This window comes from Mesorhizobium tamadayense, from assembly GCF_003863365.1.
GTDB lineage: Bacteria > Pseudomonadota > Alphaproteobacteria > Rhizobiales > Rhizobiaceae > Mesorhizobium > Mesorhizobium tamadayense.
The window spans coordinates 21,348-40,539 of sequence record NZ_RQXT01000048.1 but is presented as its reverse complement, the minus strand read 5'-3'; the positions used below and the strand labels follow the sequence as shown (position 1 = coordinate 40,539).

Genomic DNA, 19,192 nt, shown 5'->3' with positions numbered 1-19,192 from the left:
ACCGGTTCCCGCTGATTTGGGACCATGGTCAGGCTTCGCCTCAGGCGGCATCAAGCGTTTCGACGACGAAGCTGCTGTTGGTGTAGACGCAGATCTCGGCCGCGATCTGCATCGCCTTGCGGGCGATCTCCTCGGCATCCTTGTCGGTGTCCATCAGCGCGCGGGCCGCCGCCAGCGCGTAATTGCCGCCGGAGCCGATGGCCATGATGCCATGTTCGGGCTCGAGCACGTCGCCTGTGCCGGTCAGCGCCAGCGAGACCGACTTGTCGGCCACCAGCATCATCGCTTCCAGTCGGCGCAGATAGCGGTCGGTGCGCCAGTCCTTGGCAAGCTCGACGCAGGCGCGCGTCAGCTGATCCGGATATTGTTCGAGCTTGGCTTCGAGCCGTTCGAGCAGGGTGAAGGCATCGGCGGTGGCGCCGGCGAAACCGGCAATGACGCTGCCGCCCTTGCCGATGCGGCGCACCTTGCGGGCGTTGCCCTTCATGATGGTCTGGCCGAGGCTGACCTGGCCGTCGCCAGCGATCACGACCTTATTGCCCTTGCGCACGCTGATGATGGTCGTGGCGTGCATGGTCAGTTCGTTCGACATTTCCAGCTCCGATTCGCGCCATCCCTTGAAAGGCGATTGACGCGGTACGAGTCACCTTGATCGGCCATATGTATGCATAGGGCGTGTGATTGCAAACCGCCGATACCGCCTGGAATGGCAACTGGCAATCGCCGGATCATGCTGATAGAAGGCTCTCGTTTTCAAGCCCGGGCCCCCGGAAAGCCTGCAAGGACCGAGTTATGCCGCCGCGTTCCGCCGAAGTGAGCCGCAAGACCAGGGAAACCGAGATTTCGGTGTCGGTCCATGTCGACGGCAAGGGCAAATCCGACATCGCGACGGGCGTCGGCTTCTTCGACCACATGCTAGACCAGTTGTCGCGCCATTCGCTGATCGACATGACGGTGAAGGCCAAGGGCGATTTGCACATCGACGATCACCACACGGTCGAGGATACCGGCATCGCGATCGGCCAAGCGCTGGCGAAGGCTCTAGGCGAGCGGCGCGGCATCACGCGCTATGCCTCGATCGAGCTTGCCATGGACGAGACGCTGACCCGGGCGGCGATCGATGTTTCCGGCCGGCCGTTCCTGGTCTGGAACGTCGCCTTCTCGTCGCCGAAGATCGGCACCTTCGACACTGAGCTGGTGCGCGAGTTCTTCCAGGCGCTGGCACAGAACGCCGGCATCACGCTGCATGTGACCAACCATTACGGTGCCAACAACCACCATATCGCGGAGACCTGCTTCAAGGCCGTGGCCAGGGCGCTGCGCACGGCGCTGGAACCCGACCCGCGGCAACCCGATGCGGTGCCGTCCACCAAGGGGTCCCTGAAAGGATAGCCCTATGGCCATCTATGTCGTTATGGAGCCGCCGGCGGGCGGCAACAAAGCCGAGGACGCGAGCCTGGTGCGCGACGGCTTCACCTGGCTCGGCTTCCTGTTCTCGCCGCTGTGGCTGGCCTGGCACCGGCTGTGGGTCGAGGCTCTGCTCACCTTCGCCGTCATGGCGATCCTGTCGGTGCTCGGCGAAAAGCTCGGCCTCGAATGGGCTGGTTCAGGCCTGTCGCTTTTGGTGTCGCTCTACATCGGGCTCGAAGGTCAAGGCCTGCGGATATCGGCGCTGCGCCGCCGCGGTTGGCGCGAATGGGGCGTCGTCGAGGCCGGCAGGCTCGATGATGCCGAGGTTCGCCACGCCCTGGAAGCCGGCGAACGCACCGAAGAACAGGCGCCGCTGCCACGCATCGTGCCAGATACCAACCTGGCGCGGCCGGCGCAAACCGGCATGGCGCTGGGCCTGACTCACACGCCGGGAAGGCCCTGAGATGCGGGTTGCGATCATCGACTATGGCTCGGGCAATCTGCGCTCGGCCACCAAGGCCTTCGAGCGCGCCGCGCATGAGGCGGGGATTGCCGCGACCATCGATCTCACCGCCGATGCCGAGCGGGTCCGCACCGCCGACCGCATCGTCCTGCCGGGCGTCGGCGCCTTTGCCGATTGCGCCGCGGGCCTGCATGCCGTTGCCGGCATGTGGGAAGCGATAGAAGAGGCAGCGATCGCCAAAGGGCGGCCGTTCCTCGGCATCTGCGTCGGCATGCAGCTGATGTCGGAACGCGGCCTCGAGAAGACGATCACCAGGGGCTTCGGCTGGATTTCCGGCGACGTCAAGGAAATCACGCCGAGCGATCCGGCGCTGAAGATCCCGCAGATCGGCTGGAACACGATCGAGCTTGCGCGTAAGCATCCGCTGTTTTCGGGCATCGAGACCGGCCCGAAAGGGCTGCATGCGTATTTCGTCCATTCCTACCATGTGGAGGCGAGCAACCCCGACGAGGTGCTAGCGACGGCCGACTATGGCGGCCCGGTGACGGCTGCCGTTGCCCGCGACAACCTCGCCGGCACGCAGTTCCATCCCGAAAAGAGCCAGGCGCTCGGCCTGGCGCTGATCACCAATTTCCTGAACTGGAGGCCCTAGGCATGAGCAAGAAGGGCTATTGGATCGCCATGATCGATGTCCGCGACCCGGGCGCCTACAAGAATTACATCGAAGCCAACGCAAAAGCCTTCGCCAAATATGGCGCCAAGTTTCCGGTCCGGGCAGGACGCTACACAAATCCGGAGGGGCCGACGGGGAACCGCCATGTGGTGGTGGAGTTTTCATCCTACGAAACGGCGCTCGCCTGCTATGAGTCGCCTGAGTACCAGGAAGCCTTGAAATTCCGGCTGGCGGCGTCGACCGGTCATTTCGTTATCGTCGAGGGCGCCTGACCGTGATCCTGTTTCCCGCCATCGACCTCAAGGACGGCAAATGCGTGCGCCTGAAGCACGGCGACATGGCGACCGCTACCATCTACAACGATGATCCCGCAGCCCAGGCGAGAGCCTTCGAGGAGCAAGGCTTCGAATGGCTGCACGTCGTCGACCTCAACGGCGCCTTCAAGGGCCAAAGCGTCAACAGCGCGGCGGTCGGCGCCATCCTCAAGGCTACGAAGAACCCGGTGCAGCTCGGCGGCGGCATCCGCACGCTGGCGCAGATCGAGGACTGGCTGGAACGCGGCCTGGCGCGCGTCATCCTGGGCACGGTGGCGGTGCGCGAGCCCGAGCTGGTGAAGGAGGCCTGCAAGGCCTTTCCCGGCAGGATAGCGGTCGGCATCGACGCCAAGGGCGGCAAGGTCGCGGTCGAGGGCTGGGCCGAAGCCTCGGAACTCGGCGTCATCGAGCTGGCCAAGAAATTCGAGGGGGCGGGCGTGGCCGCCATCATCTACACCGACATCGACCGCGACGGCGTGCTCTCCGGCATCAACTGGGACGCCACCATCGACCTCGCCGAGGCGGTGTCGATTCCGGTGATCGCTTCCGGCGGGCTCGCCTCGATCGCCGATATCGTGCGCATGACCATGCCCGACGCCAAGAGGCTCGAAGGCGCGGTCTCCGGCCGCGCGCTCTATGACGGGCGCATCGATCCGGCGGAAGCACTGGCGATCCTGCGCGGCGAAGGGGCGGAGGCAAGAGCGTGAACATCTCCATCATCCTGGCGGCCTACGACAGCGGCCATTTTCACGGCGGCTGCGGCCAGGGGCCCGACGCGCTAATCTCCGGCGGGCTTGCCGAGGCGCTGAAGCTCGCCGGCCACGATGTCGACGTGCACGACATCGGCAAGGTGGTCGAGGACGAGCAGGAGCGCGAGATCGGCACCGGATTCGCCGTCTGCAACGCCGTTTCGGGCGAGGTCCGCATCGCGCTGGACAATGGACGGTTTCCGATCGTTCTGGCCGGCAACTGCCTGACCAGCGCGGGCGCGGTGGCCGGCGAAGGCGGGGACGCCATCATCTGGGCCGACCAGCACGGCGACCTCAACACGCCCGACACCTCCACCTCCGGCTTCCTCGACGGCATGGCGCTGGCGACCGTGCTTGGCCTGTGCTGGCGGCGGATGGCGGCGCAGGTGCCGGGCTTCAAGGCAATCGATCCGGCCCGTTGCGTGCTGGTCAACGCACGCGACCTCGATCCGGCCGAGAAAGAGCTTTTGGAGAAGCTGCCGATCATCCGCACCGAGTGTCCCGACTGGGCCGGCGCAGCAGCGAAGCTGAAGGCCACGGGCGCCGAGCGCATCCATATGCATGTCGATCTCGACGTGCATGACCCGGAAAAGCTGCAGGCTAATCGTTACACGACGCCCGGCGGCCCGGTGCCGGAGCAGGTTCGCACCGCGATGTGCGGCCTTGCCGGTCCGCTCAGCATCGCGGGTCTCACCATTTCCGCCTACGATCCGGGATTCGACCCCAAGGGCGACGTGCCGCCGCTGGTCGGCGAGTTGGTGGTCGAGCTGCTGTCGACCATGGAGGGGCGCTGATGCTGAAGGCCCGCGTCATCCCCTGCCTCGACGTCAAGAACGGCCGTGTCGTCAAGGGCGTCAATTTTGTCGACCTGGTCGATGCCGGCGATCCGGTCGAGGCCGCCAAGGCCTATGACGCGGCCGGCGCCGACGAGCTCTGCTTTCTCGACATCACCGCATCGTCCGACAACCGCGAGACGATCTTCGACGTCGTCGCCCGTACGGCCGAACAGTGCTTCATGCCGCTCACCGTCGGCGGCGGCGTGCGCCAGGTGGCCGACATCCGAAGGCTGCTTCTGGCCGGCGCCGACAAGGTGTCGATCAACACGGCGGCGGTGAAGAACCCGGATTTCGTCGCTGAGGCCGCCGACAAGTTCGGCAACCAGTGCATTGTCGTGGCGATCGACGCCAAGAAGGTGTCGGCGGCCGGCGAGGCCGACCGCTGGGAGATCTTCACGCATGGCGGGCGCGAGAAGACCGGCATCGACGCGGTCGAATTCGCCAAGGAGATGGTCGACCGCGGCGCCGGCGAGATACTGCTTACCTCGATGGACCGCGACGGCACCAAGGCCGGCTACGACATCGCGCTCACCCGCGCCATCGCTGACGCCGTGCGCGTGCCGGTGATCGCTTCGGGCGGCGTCGGCACGCTTGATCACCTGGTCGAGGGCATCCGCGACGGCCATGCCGGCGCCGTGCTTGCCGCCTCGATCTTCCATTTCGGCACCTACACGATCGCCGAGGCCAAGGCGCATATGGCGGGCGCGGGCCTGCCGATGCGGCTGGACTCGGCTGTCCATCGGACTTAAACCACTGCTATGGCTCAATTTTCGCTCGCCGAGCTGGAAACGATCATCGATCAGCGCGCCCATTCCGGCGACCCGGAGTCATGGACGGCGAAGCTGTTCGCCAAAGGCATGGACAAGGCGGCGCAGAAACTCGGCGAGGAAGCGGTCGAGACCGTGATCGCCGCCATTCGCGGCGACAGGCAGGCCCTCGTTTCGGAAAGCGCCGATCTTCTATATCATTGGCTTGTCGTCCTCGGCATCGCCGGCATTCCCCTGGACGACGTGCTGAAGGAGCTCGAGGGCCGCACCGGCCGCTCGGGCGTCGCCGAAAAGGCGTCCCGGCCCAAGGGCTGACGGCGAGGAGGGCAGGAGACTCGATGGACCAGCTTGCTCCTACCGAGAAATATTCCCCCTACCGCTTCTTCTCGGCCGAGCAATGGTCGCAATTCCGCGCCGACACGCCGCTCACGCTCACCGAGGACGAGATCCACCGGCTGCGCTCGCTCAACGACCCGGTCGACCTCGAAGAGGTCAAGCGGATTTATCTCTCGCTTTCCCGCCTGCTTTCGGCGCATGTCGAGGCGAGCCAGCTGCTGTTCAGGCAACGCCAGGCCTTCTTCAACGCGCAAGACGTGGTCAAGACGCCGTTCATCATCGGCATCGCCGGCTCGGTCGCGGTCGGCAAGTCGACCACGGCCCGGGTGCTCAAGGAATTGCTGGCGCGCTGGCCTTCGAGCCCTAAGGTCGACCTCGTCACCACCGACGGCTTCCTTCTGCCAAACGAGATCTTGCGCCGCGACAATCTGATGGAGCGCAAGGGCTTTCCGGACAGCTACGACGTTGGCGCGCTGCTGCGCTTCCTGTCCGGCATCAAGTCGGCGCAGCGCGATGTCCGCGCGCCAGTCTATTCGCACCTGACCTACGACGTCATTCCCGGCGAGTTCCAGACCATCGACCGGCCGGACATATTGATCTTCGAGGGCATCAACGTGCTGCAGCCGGGCAAGCTGCCGAAGGACGGCAAGATCGTGCCGTTCCTGTCCGACTTCTTCGACTTCGCCATCTATATCGATGCCGACGAGAAGCTGATCCACCAGTGGTACATCCAGCGCTTCATGCGCCTGCGCGAGACCGCCTTCCGCAATCCGGACTCTTTCTTCCACCGCTATTCGCAGCTTTCGGAGGATGCCGCGCGCGCCATCGCCGAGGGCCTGTGGAGCAACATCAACCTGAAGAACCTGCGCGAGAACATCCTGCCGACGAGGGCGCGCGCCGACCTCATCCTGCGCAAGGGCGCCAACCACCTGGTCGAAGAGGTGGCGCTGCGGAAGCTTTGACCGATCCCGCGGAGGCGCGGAATGGGGCGGGCCGGTAGCAATGCAACCGGCTACGCGCCGGAGGGTTTGCACAAGGAGACGGGGCTCAGAAAACCGTAGCGGCCGCAACAGGACGATTGACGGTCGCGCTCGTCATGCTCGGCACCGGCCGACGGTCCGCAGGGATCAGTTTGCGAGCCACGACATAAATCACGAGCACGACGATGGCGGCGACATAGCCGTCTATTGCATAGTGCCACGCCAGATAGACCGAACTCACCGCGACAAAGGCCACGTAGAGCAAAGCGAAGACGCCGAGAAAGCGGCTGTATTCGCGCAAGAACAATGCGTTCAGCATCGCAAGACCGACGTGGACACTGGGAAACGCCGAGATACCTGTAGCAAAACCCGTTTGCTTGGCCTCATACAGCGACCATAGATATTGCTGATAGGCAGCAGCGGAGTTGCTTGACGCAGCCCCGCGGGCCAGGAATGCAAGCTGTTCGCCAAACCGCGCCGTGTCTCCCGTGACCGAACCGTAAAATGCCGGACCTGCCGACAGGAACAGCGCAGCCAGGATGTTCCCGACAAGGATCCAGACTGCCATAAAGCAGGCGAGATAGCGCGTCCGGACCGATGCCACCATGGGCGATGTCGCGACGAAGAACAAGGCGCCGAAGTTCAGTAGAAACCAGAAGACGTTGTAGTTCCACTCTATTATGGCGCGCACCAGATCACTTTCGGCCACGGAGTAGAGCCAGCGCCATGGATCGGTGCCAAAATGGAGGAAAGCGTCGATGTTGGCTTGCACAACATCAAATCGAAAACCGTCCTGCCAGAGCGACATCCCGTTCTTCACAGAAGTGAAGTTGCCTTGAAAGATCATGAGCGCCATGAGAAGGCACAACCCGGATAGCGCGTATGCCCACCGCCCAGTGGAAAACACTCGTTTCACGACAAGAGGTCGCCGGGAATTGAAGCGGTGTAGAATGAGAATTGCGTCGAAAATGATGGCTAGCACAGGCCATATCAGGCAGTTCAGAACGGTCCAGGACTGGAAATATATCGAGAACGCGAGGCGGTCGGCGGCGCCTATCGCGTTCAGAAAGATCAGCCCAGCCAAAACATAGATGACGACGGCCAGATAGAGACCCGAATCCCTTCGAATGAGTTGGGCTGCCTCCCTGGCGATCGCCCACAGGCCGCGGAGGACCGGATAGCTTTCAGTCATTGCCACACCCAAGCCGCAATACCTGACCGTCCTTATGAGAGAAAACTGTAGATTTGGTTAGTTTGCAGGCACCGTCACCCGCCGCAGCGTCAGATTGATGCGGCCGCCATTCTTCAGCAGCGCCGATGTCGCCGGATAGATGCGGTCGACGCCGTGGAAGCAGAGGCGTCCCTCGCCGCCGAGCACGACGACATCGCCGCTCTTCAGCCTGAACGACTTCGTGCCGCCTTCGCGCCTCGTCTGGCCGACGCGGAACAGGCAGTCGTCGCCCAGCGACACCGAAACGACGGGCGCGGCAAACTCCTGCTCGTCGCGGTCCTGGTGCAGGCCCATCTTGGCCTCGCTCGAATAGAAATTGACGAGGCAGGCTTCCGGCGGATGCGGATAGGCCGACACCTCGCGCCACAATTGCAGCAAGGGCTCGGGGATCGGCGGCCACGGCTCGCCTGTCACCGGATGTGTCTGCTGGTAGCGATAGCCGCGCTCGCGGTCGGTCACCCAGCCGAGCGTGCCGCAATTGGTCATGCGCACGCTCATCTCCTTGCCGGTGCGCGGCATGGCCGGCACGTAGAGCGGCGCGGCCTGCACGACACGCCTGATGTCCTCGACGAGCGGTTCCTGCGCCGCGCGCGGCAGATAGCCCGGCATGTGGCGAACGCCCTTGGGCAGAACGAGCATGGGATTCGATCCGATCAATTCGTCCGAGCATGCCACCGACAGGACGGCTCCGCGACCCGAAAGCGGCCGCCGCCCGATGCTTAATCGTTCTCTACCCGGCCGCGCAGCTTCTTCACCGTCGAGCGCCCGGCCTTGGTCTTGAGGCGCCGCTCGACGGCACCCTTCGAGGGCTTCGTCTTCTTGCGCGGCGGCGGCGGCGGCTCAGCCGCCTTGGCGACCAGCGCCGTCAGCCGCGCCCGCGCGTCGGCGCGGTTCTGCTCCTGGGTGCGGAAGCGGCCGGCCTCGATGACGATGACGCCATCCTTGGTGGCGCGCTGGCCGGCAAGCTTGACGACGCGTTCCCGCACGCGATCGGACAGGCCGGACGCGTTTGCGGCGTCGAAGCGCAGCTGCACGGCCGTCGCCACCTTGTTGACGTTCTGGCCGCCCGGCCCGGAGGAGCGGATGAAATCCTCATGCAGGTCATCCGGATGGATGACCGCGTCGTTGGCGATGATGATCCTGTCGTCGGCGCTCATGCGCGCAGTCATGGCGCGGCGGCGGTAAAAAGAAAAGGCCCGCCAGAAGCCGGGCCCTTTAGGAAGAATGCCACAGAGCGACTATTCGGCCGCTTCCTGCAGATGCGGGGCGGCACCAAGCACGGCGGCGTCGACATGCTGCTCGAACTTCTCGAAATTGACGGCGAACATGCTGACCAGCCTCGAAGCCTGCCGGTCGTAGGCGGCCTTGTCCGCCCAGGTCGAGCGTGGATCGAGAATGGCGCCGTCGATGCCCGGAACCGCCACCGGCACCTCGAAGCCGAAATTGGCGTCGGTGCGGAATTCGGCGGCATTGAGCGAGCCGTCGAGCGCCGCGCCGAGCAGGGCGCGCGTCACCTTGATCGGCATGCGGCGGCCGGTGCCGTAGGCGCCCCCGGTCCAGCCGGTGTTGACCAGCCAGCAATCGACGCCGTGGCCGGCGATCAGCTCGCGCAGCAGGTTGCCGTATTCGGAAGGATGGCGCGGCATGAAGGGCGCGCCGAAGCAGGTCGAGAACGTCGCCTCAGGCTCGGTGACGCCCTTTTCCGTGCCGGCAACCTTGGCGGTATACCCCGACAGGAAGTGGTACATGGCCTGCGCCGGCGTCAGCCTGGCGATCGGCGGCATGACGCCGAAGGCATCGGCGGTCAGCATGATGATGTTGTTCGGATGGCCGGCGCGACCGGTCCTTGAGGCATTGGGGATGTAATCCAGCGGATAGGCGCAGCGTGTGTTCTCGGTGAGGCCGCCGTCATCGAAATCCGGCATGCGGCCGGCGTCCAGAACCACATTCTCCAGCACCGTGCCGAAGCGCTGCGTGGTGGCGAATATCTCCGGCTCCGCCTCGGCCGACAGCCTGATGGTCTTGGCGTAGCAGCCGCCTTCGAAGTTGAAGATGCCGCGCGGGCCCCAGCCGTGCTCGTCGTCGCCGATCAGCGTGCGCGACGGATCGGCCGACAGCGTCGTCTTGCCGGTTCCGGACAGGCCGAAGAAGACGGCCGCATCGCCGGCGGGTCCCTCATTGGCCGAGCAATGCATCGGCATTACGCCCTTGTCCGGCAACAGGTAATTCAGCATGGTGAACACCGACTTCTTCATCTCGCCGGCATAGGAGGTGCCGCCGATCAGCACGATCTTGCGGCTCAGATCGACCGCGATCACCGTCTCAGCGCGGGTGCCGTGGCGAACCGGGTCGGCGCGGAACGACGGCAGGTCGATGATCGTCATCTCCGGCACGAAGCGCTCGAGCTCCGAGGCTTGCGGTCGGATCAGAAGATTGCGGATGAACAGCGAATGCCAGGCGAATTCGGTGACGACCCGAACAGGCAACTGGAACTCGGTGTCGGCGCCGCCGACGAGGTCCTGCACATAGAGATCCTTGCCGACCGCGTGGGCGCGGAAATCGGCATGGAGCGCCTCGAACTGCGCCGGCGAGATGGCCTTGTTGTTGTCCCACCAGACATGCGGCCCGGTGTTGTCGTCGCGCACGACGAACTTGTCCTTCGGCGAGCGGCCGGTGTGCTGGCCGGTCTCGGCAACCAGCGCGCCCTGCGCCGTCAATTTCGCTTCGCCGCGGCGGATCGCTTCCTCATAGAGCTCGGCGGCGCCGAAATTGTAACGCACCGTGCCCGTGGTCTTCAGGCCGATCGCGTCAACAGCGCAGTCGGGGTTGCGTTTGCCGGCTTCCGACATCAAATTTCCTCTCTGGATTTGGCCGCATTCGACCGATGGGGTCCGGAGCCCGCAAGCGGGCCGATAAAGTTCAGAACCAGAAAAGCCAAATGATATCAAATCATTAATCGATTTAAAAAATTTGAAAGTTGTTTAAATCGTTTATATGTGCAAAAAGTCATAGAAGTTGCCCAAAGGATTGGCAGGCATTGTTCGTCCAATCCCGTTACGGGTGCGATCGTGTGTAGCGGCAGACCGCCCGTGACTTCGGACAGGGCCCGTGCCACATTTTGTACCCAATTTGTCCTGCAAAAGCCCTTTCTCGACGAAAGAAGGGGACAGCTCATGAGGGAGCCGCTTGAAATGGCAACAATCGCGCTTGTCGACGACGACCGCAATATTTTGACTTCGGTGTCGATCGCGCTCGAATCCGAGGGCTACCGCGTCGAGACCTACACCGATGGCGCGTCGGCGCTGGAAGGCCTGGCGGCGCGGCCGCCGAACCTCGCCATCCTCGACATCAAGATGCCGCGCATGGACGGCATGGAGTTGTTGCGCCGCATGCGGCAGAAATCCGACCTGCCGGTGATCTTCCTGACCTCGAAGGACGATGAGATCGACGAATTGTTCGGCCTCAAGATGGGCGCCGACGACTTCATCCGCAAACCGTTCTCGCAGCGTCTCCTGGTCGAGCGGGTGCGCGCGGTGCTGCGCCGCACCAGCGCCCGCGAGGCGGCCGCCAAAGCGCCCAGCCAGCAGGCACGCTCGCTCGAACGCGGCCAACTGGTGATGGACCAGGAGCGGCACACCTGCACCTGGAAAGGCGAACCGGTGACGCTGACGGTGACGGAGTTCCTGATCCTGCATTCGCTGGCGCAGCGCCCCGGTGTGGTAAAAAGCCGTGATGCGCTGATGGATTCGGCCTATGATGAACAGGTCTATGTCGACGACCGCACCATCGACAGCCACATCAAGCGGCTGCGCAAGAAGTTCAAGGCCGTCGATGACGACTTCGAGATGATCGAAACCCTTTACGGAGTCGGGTACCGGTTCCGCGAAGCATGAGCTGATGGATGTTGCCCAAAGCGTGCAGCGGTTTTAGGCAACGACATGCATAGGAACAGGCCGGGAGCTGCTATTCGATGGCAGTTGAGATAGAGCGAGGCAGGCGGGCGGGCGCGGCGAGGCGCCCATCGCGGATGGTGCCCGCATTCCTGTCGAAGATCACCGTGCCGATGCGCCGGTTTCTCGGCCACCACATTTTCTCCAGCCTGACGCGGCGCATCCTGTTCCTCAACCTGGCCGGCCTTGCCGTGCTGGTCACCGGCATCCTTTACCTCAACACCTTCCGTGACGGGCTGATCGACGCCCGCGTCGAAAGTTTGATGACGCAAGGCGAGATCATCGCCGGCGCCATCGCGGCTTCGGCGACGGTCGAGACCGATTCGATCAGCATCGATCCGGAAAAGCTGCTCGAGCTGCAGGCCGGCGAAAGCCTGGGGCCGGGCTCCGACCAGCTCGACAATCTCGACTTCCCGATCAATCCCGAGCGTGTGGCGCCGGTGCTGAGAAGGCTGATCTCGCCGACCCGCACACGCGCGCGCATCTATGACCGCGACGCGAATCTCCTGCTCGATTCGCGGCATCTCTATTCGCGCGGCCAGATCCTGCGCTACGACCTGCCGCCGGTCGATGACGAGCAGCCGGGCCTCCTGGAGCGCGTCGAGAAATTCGTCTTCGACTTCTTCCGCAACAAGGACCTGCCGGTCTATCACGAGCAGCCCGGCGGCAACGGCGCGGCCTTCCCCGAAGTGGTCAAGGCGCTGACCGGCAGCCCCTCGACCATCGTGCGGGTGAGCGAGCAGGGCGAGCAGATCGTCTCCGTGGCAGTGCCGATCCAGCGCTTCCGCGCCGTGCTCGGGGTGCTGATGCTGTCCACCGAAGGCGGCGACATCGACAAGATCGTCGCTGCGGAGCGCAAGGCGATCCTGCGCGTGTTCGGCATCGCGGCGCTCGTCACGGCCATCCTGTCGCTGCTCTTGGCCTCCACCATCGCCAATCCGCTGCGGCGGCTTTCCGCCGCCGCGGTCCGGGTGCGGCGTGGCGTCAAGAACCGCGAGGAGATCCCGGACTTCTCCGACCGTCAGGACGAGATCGGCAATCTGTCGATCGCGGTGCGCGACATGACCAACGCGCTCTATGCGCGCATCGAGGCGATCGAAAGCTTCGCCGCCGACGTCTCGCATGAGCTCAAGAACCCGCTGACCTCGCTGCGCAGCGCGGTCGAAACGCTGCCGCTGGCCAAGAACGACACCTCGCGCGCGCGGCTGATGGAGATCATCCAGCACGACGTGAAGCGGCTCGACCGGCTGATCACCGACATTTCCGACGCGTCGCGCCTCGACGCCGAATTGGCGCGCGAGGATGCCTCGACGGTCGATCTGAAGAAGTTCATCACCGACCTCATCGCGGTCTCGCGCGAGACCACCCGCAACAAGAAGGCGGTCGAGATCGAGCTCAAGGTCGCCAAGCTGCCGCAAGGCGTCAAAGGCTATGTTGTTGTCGGCCACGACCTCAGGATCGGCCAGGTCATCACCAATCTGATCGAGAACGCCCGCTCCTTCGTTCCCGAGGGGCACGGCCATATCACCATCTCGCTGGCGCACGCCGGAAAGTTCAACATCGTCACCGTCGACGACAACGGTCCGGGCATCAGGGCCGAAAAGATCGACCGCATTTTCGAGCGCTTCTACACCGACCGGCCCGCCGGCGAGGCCTTTGGCCAGAATTCCGGCCTTGGCCTGTCGATCAGCCGCCAAATCGTCGAGGCGCATGGCGGCACGCTGACGGCGGAAAACATCCCCGGCACCAAGCCGGGCGAGATCAAGGGCGCGCGCTTCGTCGTGACGCTGCCGGCAGAAGGCTGATCTCCGGAGCAAGACACGATCATGCCCGACCCCACGTTGAAGCCTGAAAATATCCACGCAACGGCGATCCTCATCGGCGACCGCGGCGTCCTCATCACCGGGCCGTCCGGCGCCGGCAAGACGACGCTGGCGCTGACGCTCATCGACCATTGCCGGATCCGCGGGCTGTTTTCGCGGCTGATCAGCGACGACAGGCTGCTTGCCGCCACGCATCACGGACGACTTGTCTGCCGGGCGCCGGCCACTATCGCCGGTCTCGCCGAAGTGCCGGGCTTCATTCCGCGCCCACTGCCGTTCGAACCGGGCGGGGTGATCGACCTCCATGTGCGGCTGGTGCCGAAGGAGGAGATGGCCCGTTTTCAGGAAGATATCCGCGAGCCGGTCGCGGGCTGTCCCGTGCCGCGCATCGATCTTGCCGAGCGCAATGCCGTCACGGCCTTGCCGGCCGTGATGGCTCGGCTGTCGATCCTGCCTTTTTCATGATCCGGTCCGGATTTTTTGTTGCAATGCGTCAAAATGGCCCAAGCCGTCGCAATTTTGGGCTTGTCAACCGGCCGTGCGTCGACAAGATAGCGCTCCCGCCGCCTGGAATGGCCGGCGAACATAAGATACGCCTGTAAAGCGGCGATGACGGGAGCCACCAAAGAATGATCGGACTCGTGCTCGTGACGCACGGTCAACTCGCCACCGAGTTCCGGCATGCCGTAGAACATGTAGTGGGGCCACAGGACAGTTTCGAAACGGTCGCGATCGGCGCCGACGACGACATGGAGAAGCGCCGGGCCGACATCGTCGACGCGGTGGCGCGCGTCGACACCGGGGCCGGCGTCATCGTGCTCACCGACATGTTCGGCGGCACGCCTTCCAACCTCGCGATCTCTGTCATGGAATCCGGCCGCACCGAGGTGATTGCCGGCATGAACCTGCCGATGCTGATCAAGCTCTCCTCGGTCCGCAAGGGCGACAACATGGCCGCCGCGCTCGACGAGGCGCAGGCAGCAGGGCGCAAATACATCAACGTCGCCAGCCAGCTCCTGAGCAGCAAATGAACGCTCATGCGCCGGAGAGGGACGAGGTGGTGCGGGAGTTCCCGATCGTCAACCAGCGCGGCCTGCATGCCCGCGCCTCGGCCAAGTTCGTCCAGGTCGCCAGCGGCTTCGACGCCACCATCCATGTCGAGAAGGACGGCGTGAAGGTCGGCGGCACGTCGATCATGGGCCTGATGATGCTGGCGGCAAGCCCCGGCTATTCGATCCGCGTCACCGCCACCGGTCCGCAAGCCGCCCCGGCGATGGACGCGCTGGAGCAGCTGGTGGCCTCGCGCTTCGGCGAGGAAATCTGAAGGGCCGCGATCGGGCACGCATATCGTCTCGAAAGACATGCACGAATAAAGATTTCTTTATATCCCATTGTCGTTTGGCGGCCGATCTGCTAGTCAGGCCGGCAATTCGCGCCCTCCATGCGCCGTCCCCGGCGCCGGAGCGCTTTGAGAAGACAATCACACCGGAGCACTGCCATGACGGGTAGCAAGGACTATGTGGTCGCCGACATCTCGCTTGCCGGCTGGGGCCGCAAGGAGATCGAGATCGCCGAAACCGAAATGCCGGGCCTGATGGCCTGCCGCGAGGAGTTCGGCGACAAGAAGCCGCTCAAGGGCGCGCGCATCACCGGCTCGCTGCACATGACGATCCAGACGGCGGTGCTGATCGAGACTCTGAAGGCGCTGGGCGCCGATATCCGCTGGGCCTCCTGCAACATCTTCTCGACCCAGGATCATGCCGCGGCGGCGATCGCCGAGGCGGGCATCCCGGTGTTCGCCATCAAGGGCGAGACGCTGGAGGACTATTGGAACTACACCGACAGGATCTTCCAGTGGGCCGACGGCGGCACCTCCAACATGATCCTCGACGATGGCGGCGACGCCACCATGTACATCCTGCTCGGCGCCCGCGCCGAGGCCGGGGAGGACGTGCTGTCCAATCCCGGCAGCGAGGAAGAAGAGATCCTGTTCGCGCAGATCAAGAAGCGCATGAAGGCTTCGCCCGGCTTCTTCACCAAGCAGAGGGAAGCGATCCGCGGCGTCACCGAGGAAACGACCACCGGTGTCAACCGGCTCTACCAGCTGCAGAAGAAGGGCCTGCTGCCCTTCCCGGCGATCAACGTCAACGACTCCGTCACCAAGTCGAAGTTCGACAACAAATACGGCTGCAAGGAATCGCTGGTCGACGGCATCCGCCGCGGCACCGACACGATGATGGCCGGCAAGGTCGCCGTGGTCTGCGGCTACGGCGATGTCGGCAAGGGCTCGTCGGCCTCGCTGCGCGGCGCCGGCGCCCGCGTCAAGGTGACTGAGGTCGACCCGATCTGCGCGCTGCAGGCGGCGATGGACGGCTACGAGGTGGTCACGCTGGAAGACGCGGCACCGACCGCCGACATCGTCATCACCACCACCGGCAACAAGGACGTCGTGACGCTCGACCATATGCGGGCGATGAAGGACATGGTGATCGTCGGCAACATCGGCCACTTCGACAACGAGATCCAGGTGGCGGCTTTGCGCAACCTGAAATGGACTAACGTCAAGCCGCAGGTGGACCTGATCACCTTCCCGGACGGCAAACGGATGATCCTTCTGTCCGAGGGCCGCCTGCTCAACCTCGGCAACGCCACCGGTCATCCGAGCTTCGTCATGTCGGCCTCGTTCACCAACCAGGTACTGGCGCAGATCGAGCTCTTCACCAAGCACGGCCAGTACCAGAACCAGGTCTATGTGCTGCCCAAGCACCTCGACGAGAAGGTGGCGCGGCTGCATCTCGACAAGCTCGGCGCGCGCCTCACCGAGCTGTCTTCCGAGCAGGCGGCCTATATCGGCGTGACGCCGCAGGGCCCGTTCAAACCGGAACACTACCGCTATTAACCAAAGCGAAAATATCTACAATATATTGAAAGCCGGGCGTTGACTTCCGCCCGGCTTCTTTTTTTGCGCCTATGATTCTTCACGCCGATTCCGGCAGGCGTTATTGTTGTGATTCGCGGTCCGGGAATATAAGGGCCGCGACGCATTCAGGGCGGTCTTGCATTCAAGCGGCGAAAAGGACCAAGACATGCCGGGGGATAACCCGCCACGCGCGGGAAAGGCCGTTTCCGGCGGCCACGAGGATTCGATCACGACCGGCTCCGCCGCCAGGGGCGGCGGTTTCACGTCGCGCGCCGGCGCCCGCCTCGGAACGCTTCTTGCCAGCGCCGCGCTTGCCGGCCCGTTGCTTGACCTTGCGGCGCGTGCCGAAACCGGCATCGCGCAGAAGGCGGCCCCGGCGGTCAACACGGTCGAGGTGATGCAGCTCGCCATGTTCGCCGGCGTCATGGGGGCAGCACTTGTCTCGGCCATCTTCCTGATCCGCGAGCGGGCACGGACGGCGGCGCAAAATGTCCAGCTCAGGGCGCGCATCGCCGACGTGAACGCGGCCCTGCAGCGCTCGGAGGCGCTGCTCAATCTGCGCGACCAGCGTGTCGTGGTGTGGAGTTCCGAGAGCAAGAAGCCGGAGCTGATCGGTAGCCTGCCGCTCGAAAGCGGCGCGCCGGACGAGAGGTCCGCCTTCCTCGCCTTTGGCCGCTGGCTGATGCCGCGTTCCGCCGCGGCGCTCGAGAACGCCATAGCTGCCCTGCGTGACCAGGCGAAGGCGTTCGACCTCGTCATAGAAACCCAGGCGGGCATGCCGCTCGAGGTGCATGGCCGCAAAAGTGCCGCGCATGTGCTGGTCCGCTTCATCTCGCTGTCGGAAACGCTGCGCAGCCAGGCCCGGCTGAAGATCGAGAACCAGCGGCTCAGCGCCGACTACGACACCATGCTCGGCCTGCTCGACGCGCTGAAGATGCCGACATGGCTGCGCGCGGCAGACGGGCGGCTGAAATGGGTCAACCGGGCCTACGCCGAGGCTGTGGAGGCGGAAAGCGCGGAAGCCGCCGTGCGCGAGGCCAAAGAGTTCCTCGGCGGGCAGGCGCGCGAGCAGATCGCCGCGCAGCACAAGTCGCGCCCCGTCTTCGAGCAGACATTGTCGACGGTGATCGAGGGCGATCGCCGGATGTTTTCGGTCACCGACTTCGCCGGCGCCGACAGCTCGGCGGGACTTGCCTGCGACGTCAGCGCCATCGAGACGATCCGCGCCGAGTATGAGCGCACCGTGCGCAGCCATGCCGACACGCTCGACCAGCTCAACACGGCCGTGGCGATCTTCGACACGGACGAAAACCTGCGCTTCTTCAACCAGGCATTCCAGAAGCTGTGGGGCCTGGACAGCAGCTTCCTGCACAGCGCCCCCTCCAATGCGCTGCTGCTCGACCGGCTGCGCAGCGAAGGCAAGATCGCCGAGCAGCCGGAATGGCGGCGCTGGAAGGAGAACCTGCTCGGCGCCTATCGCGCCGTCGAATCGCAGGAGCATTGGTGGCACCTGCCTGACGGCAAGACGATCCGCGTGGTGGCCAACCCGCAGCCCAAAGGCGGTGTCACCTGGGTGTTCGAGAACCTGACCGAGAAGATGGACCTCGAAAGCCGCTACCAGACCGCCGTGCGCGTGCAGGGCGAGACGCTGGACAATCTGGCGGAGGGCGTGGCGGTGTTCGGACCGGACGGACGGCTTCGCCTGTCCAACCCCGCCTTCATCGCGCTGTGGGGGCTGACGCCGGACGCGATCAAGCCGAACGTGCATGTCTCGGCGATCCGCGACCTTTGCAACCGGCGCGCGACCGACAGTCCGTGGAGCGGCTTCGTCGCCGCCATCACCGGCTTCGACGACGAACGCCGCGACCGTCACGGCCAGACCGAGCTCGTCAACGGCACGGTGCTGAGCTATGCCGTCATCCATCTGCCCAACGGGCAAGTGATGATGACCTTCGTCGACGTCACCGACACCGTCAATGTCGAGCGGGCGCTGAAGGACAGGAACGAGGCGCTGGAGAAGTCCGACCAGTTGAAGAACGAGTTCGTGCAGCACGTCTCCTACGAACTGCGCTCGCCGCTGACCAACATCATCGGCTTCACCGAGCTTCTGTCGCTACCGACGACGGGACCGCTGACGCCAAAGCAGCGCGAATATGTCGAGCATGTCGGCTCGTCGTCCTCGGTGCTGCTCACCATCGTCAACGACATACTGGACCTGGCGACGGTCGATGCCGGCATCATGCAGCTCGACATTTCTGAGATGAGCGTCGACAGGACCATCGCCGCGGCCGCCGAGCTGGTCGCCGACCGGCTCGAGGAGCACTCGATCAAGCTCAGAATAGACGCGGCGGCGGCGCCAAAGAGCTTCCACGGCGACGAGATCCGTGTCCGCCAGATCCTCTACAATCTCTTGAGCAATGCCGCGAACTATGCGCCGGAGGCGAGCACGATCACGCTCATTTGCCGTCAGCTCGCGAAAGGGGTTGAATTCTCCGTCCACGACGACGGGCCCGGCATGCCGCCGGACGTTCTGGAATCGGTCTTCCGCCGCTTCGAGCCGCGCGCCAATGGCGGCCGCCGGCGCGGCGCGGGGCTGGGGCTGTCGATCGTCAAGAGCTTCGTCGAGCTGCATGGCGGAACGGTGCGCATCGAGACCGGCACGGATAAGGGCACGACGGTCATCTGCACCTTCCCCGACACGCCCTCCGGCGGCATCCGCGAAGCGGCCGAGTAACGCACT

Annotated in this window: 21 protein-coding genes; 16 read left to right on the top strand and 5 right to left on the bottom strand. The window is 64.4% G+C overall.

The genetic code is table 11. The annotated features are described in order from the left end of the window. Nucleotides 1–40: 40 nt before the first annotated feature. Complete coding sequence (hslV, locus tag EH240_RS28825) at nt 41–592, bottom strand: ATP-dependent protease subunit HslV (protein WP_125004951.1); 552 nt, start codon at nt 590–592, stop codon at nt 41–43. Nucleotides 593–792: 200 nt separating this feature from the next. Between hslV and hisB the strand changes: the two genes are divergently transcribed. Genes hisB through coaA form a run of 9 tightly spaced genes read left to right on the top strand, consistent with a single transcriptional unit; the run spans nt 793 to nt 6,510 of the window. Further along, the gene (gene hisB / locus EH240_RS28820; protein ID WP_125004949.1) at nt 793–1,392 is read left to right on the top strand and encodes an imidazoleglycerol-phosphate dehydratase HisB; all 600 of its coding nucleotides are present in this window, start codon (nt 793–795) and stop codon (nt 1,390–1,392) included. A gap of 4 nt (nt 1,393–1,396) precedes the next feature. Beyond that, nucleotides 1,397–1,873, top strand: a complete 477-nt coding sequence (locus EH240_RS28815) for a DUF2628 domain-containing protein (protein ID WP_125004946.1) — start codon at nt 1,397–1,399, stop codon at nt 1,871–1,873. Nucleotide 1,874: 1 nt separating this feature from the next. Continuing rightward, nucleotides 1,875–2,525 carry an imidazole glycerol phosphate synthase subunit HisH gene (gene hisH / locus EH240_RS28810; protein ID WP_125004944.1) on the top strand — a complete coding sequence of 217 codons (651 nt, stop codon included), beginning with the start codon at nt 1,875–1,877 and terminating at the stop codon, nt 2,523–2,525. Nucleotides 2,526–2,527: 2 nt separating this feature from the next. Beyond that, the gene (locus tag EH240_RS28805; protein WP_040972857.1) at nt 2,528–2,818 is read left to right on the top strand and encodes a DUF1330 domain-containing protein; all 291 of its coding nucleotides are present in this window, start codon (nt 2,528–2,530) and stop codon (nt 2,816–2,818) included. Between the two features lie 2 nt (nt 2,819–2,820). Next, nucleotides 2,821–3,567: a 1-(5-phosphoribosyl)-5-[(5-phosphoribosylamino)methylideneamino]imidazole-4-carboxamide isomerase gene (hisA, locus tag EH240_RS28800; RefSeq protein ID WP_125004942.1), complete on the top strand. Its 747-nt coding sequence runs from the start codon at nt 2,821–2,823 to the stop codon at nt 3,565–3,567. Next, nucleotides 3,564–4,403, top strand: a complete 840-nt coding sequence (locus EH240_RS28795; protein WP_125004940.1) for an arginase family protein — start codon at nt 3,564–3,566, stop codon at nt 4,401–4,403. Before hisA ends, EH240_RS28795 begins: the two co-directional genes overlap by 4 nt. Next, complete coding sequence (gene hisF, locus EH240_RS28790) at nt 4,400–5,194, top strand: imidazole glycerol phosphate synthase subunit HisF (RefSeq protein WP_167484200.1); 795 nt, start codon at nt 4,400–4,402, stop codon at nt 5,192–5,194. Before EH240_RS28795 ends, hisF begins: the two co-directional genes overlap by 4 nt. Nucleotides 5,195–5,203: 9 nt before the next feature. After that, nucleotides 5,204–5,527, top strand: a complete 324-nt coding sequence (locus EH240_RS28785; protein ID WP_125004936.1) for a phosphoribosyl-ATP diphosphatase — start codon at nt 5,204–5,206, stop codon at nt 5,525–5,527. A gap of 23 nt (nt 5,528–5,550) precedes the next feature. After that, on the top strand, nt 5,551–6,510 hold the full coding sequence (gene coaA, locus EH240_RS28780; RefSeq protein WP_125004934.1) for a type I pantothenate kinase: 960 nt from the start codon (nt 5,551–5,553) through the stop codon (nt 6,508–6,510). 85 nt (nt 6,511–6,595) lie between these two features. Here the strand turns inward: coaA and EH240_RS28775 are convergent, their stop codons facing one another. From EH240_RS28775 to EH240_RS28760, 4 genes are all read right to left on the bottom strand, one after another. Continuing rightward, a complete protein-coding gene (locus tag EH240_RS28775) occupies nt 6,596–7,720 on the bottom strand; it encodes a phosphatase PAP2 family protein (protein WP_125004932.1) in 1,125 nt (374 codons plus the stop codon). Between the two features lie 57 nt (nt 7,721–7,777). Next, on the bottom strand, nt 7,778–8,398 hold the full coding sequence (locus EH240_RS28770) for an alpha-ketoglutarate-dependent dioxygenase AlkB (RefSeq protein WP_125004930.1): 621 nt from the start codon (nt 8,396–8,398) through the stop codon (nt 7,778–7,780). Between the two features lie 80 nt (nt 8,399–8,478). Then, nucleotides 8,479–8,916, bottom strand: coding sequence for an alternative ribosome rescue aminoacyl-tRNA hydrolase ArfB (gene arfB, locus EH240_RS28765; RefSeq protein WP_125004928.1), 438 nt, complete (start codon nt 8,914–8,916; stop codon nt 8,479–8,481). An 81-nt stretch (nt 8,917–8,997) separates the two neighbouring features. Then, nucleotides 8,998–10,608: a phosphoenolpyruvate carboxykinase gene (locus EH240_RS28760; RefSeq protein WP_125004926.1), complete on the bottom strand. Its 1,611-nt coding sequence runs from the start codon at nt 10,606–10,608 to the stop codon at nt 8,998–9,000. A 342-nt stretch (nt 10,609–10,950) separates the two neighbouring features. Here EH240_RS28760 and EH240_RS28755 point away from each other — a divergent pair, with 342 nt between their 5' ends. The 7 genes from EH240_RS28755 (at nt 10,951) to EH240_RS28720 (ending at nt 19,186) form a co-directional block, all read left to right on the top strand. After that, entirely contained in the window at nt 10,951–11,652 is a 702-nt protein-coding gene (locus EH240_RS28755) for a response regulator transcription factor (RefSeq protein ID WP_006201274.1), read from the top strand. A gap of 77 nt (nt 11,653–11,729) precedes the next feature. Further along, on the top strand, nt 11,730–13,514 hold the full coding sequence (locus EH240_RS28750) for a sensor histidine kinase (RefSeq protein ID WP_125004924.1): 1,785 nt from the start codon (nt 11,730–11,732) through the stop codon (nt 13,512–13,514). Nucleotides 13,515–13,535: 21 nt separating this feature from the next. Beyond that, nucleotides 13,536–13,997 carry an HPr kinase/phosphorylase gene (locus EH240_RS28745; RefSeq protein ID WP_125004922.1) on the top strand — a complete coding sequence of 154 codons (462 nt, stop codon included), beginning with the start codon at nt 13,536–13,538 and terminating at the stop codon, nt 13,995–13,997. A 164-nt stretch (nt 13,998–14,161) separates the two neighbouring features. Continuing rightward, nucleotides 14,162–14,563, top strand: coding sequence for a PTS sugar transporter subunit IIA (locus EH240_RS28735; RefSeq protein WP_125004918.1), 402 nt, complete (start codon nt 14,162–14,164; stop codon nt 14,561–14,563). Then, complete coding sequence (locus tag EH240_RS28730; RefSeq protein ID WP_125004916.1) at nt 14,560–14,856, top strand: HPr family phosphocarrier protein; 297 nt, start codon at nt 14,560–14,562, stop codon at nt 14,854–14,856. The genes EH240_RS28735 and EH240_RS28730 overlap by 4 nt, the downstream gene beginning before the upstream one ends. A 174-nt stretch (nt 14,857–15,030) precedes the next feature. Beyond that, entirely contained in the window at nt 15,031–16,431 is a 1,401-nt protein-coding gene (ahcY, locus tag EH240_RS28725; protein ID WP_125004914.1) for an adenosylhomocysteinase, read from the top strand. A gap of 187 nt (nt 16,432–16,618) precedes the next feature. Then, on the top strand, nt 16,619–19,186 hold the full coding sequence (locus EH240_RS28720; RefSeq protein ID WP_125004912.1) for a sensor histidine kinase: 2,568 nt from the start codon (nt 16,619–16,621) through the stop codon (nt 19,184–19,186). Nucleotides 19,187–19,192 lie beyond the last annotated feature (6 nt).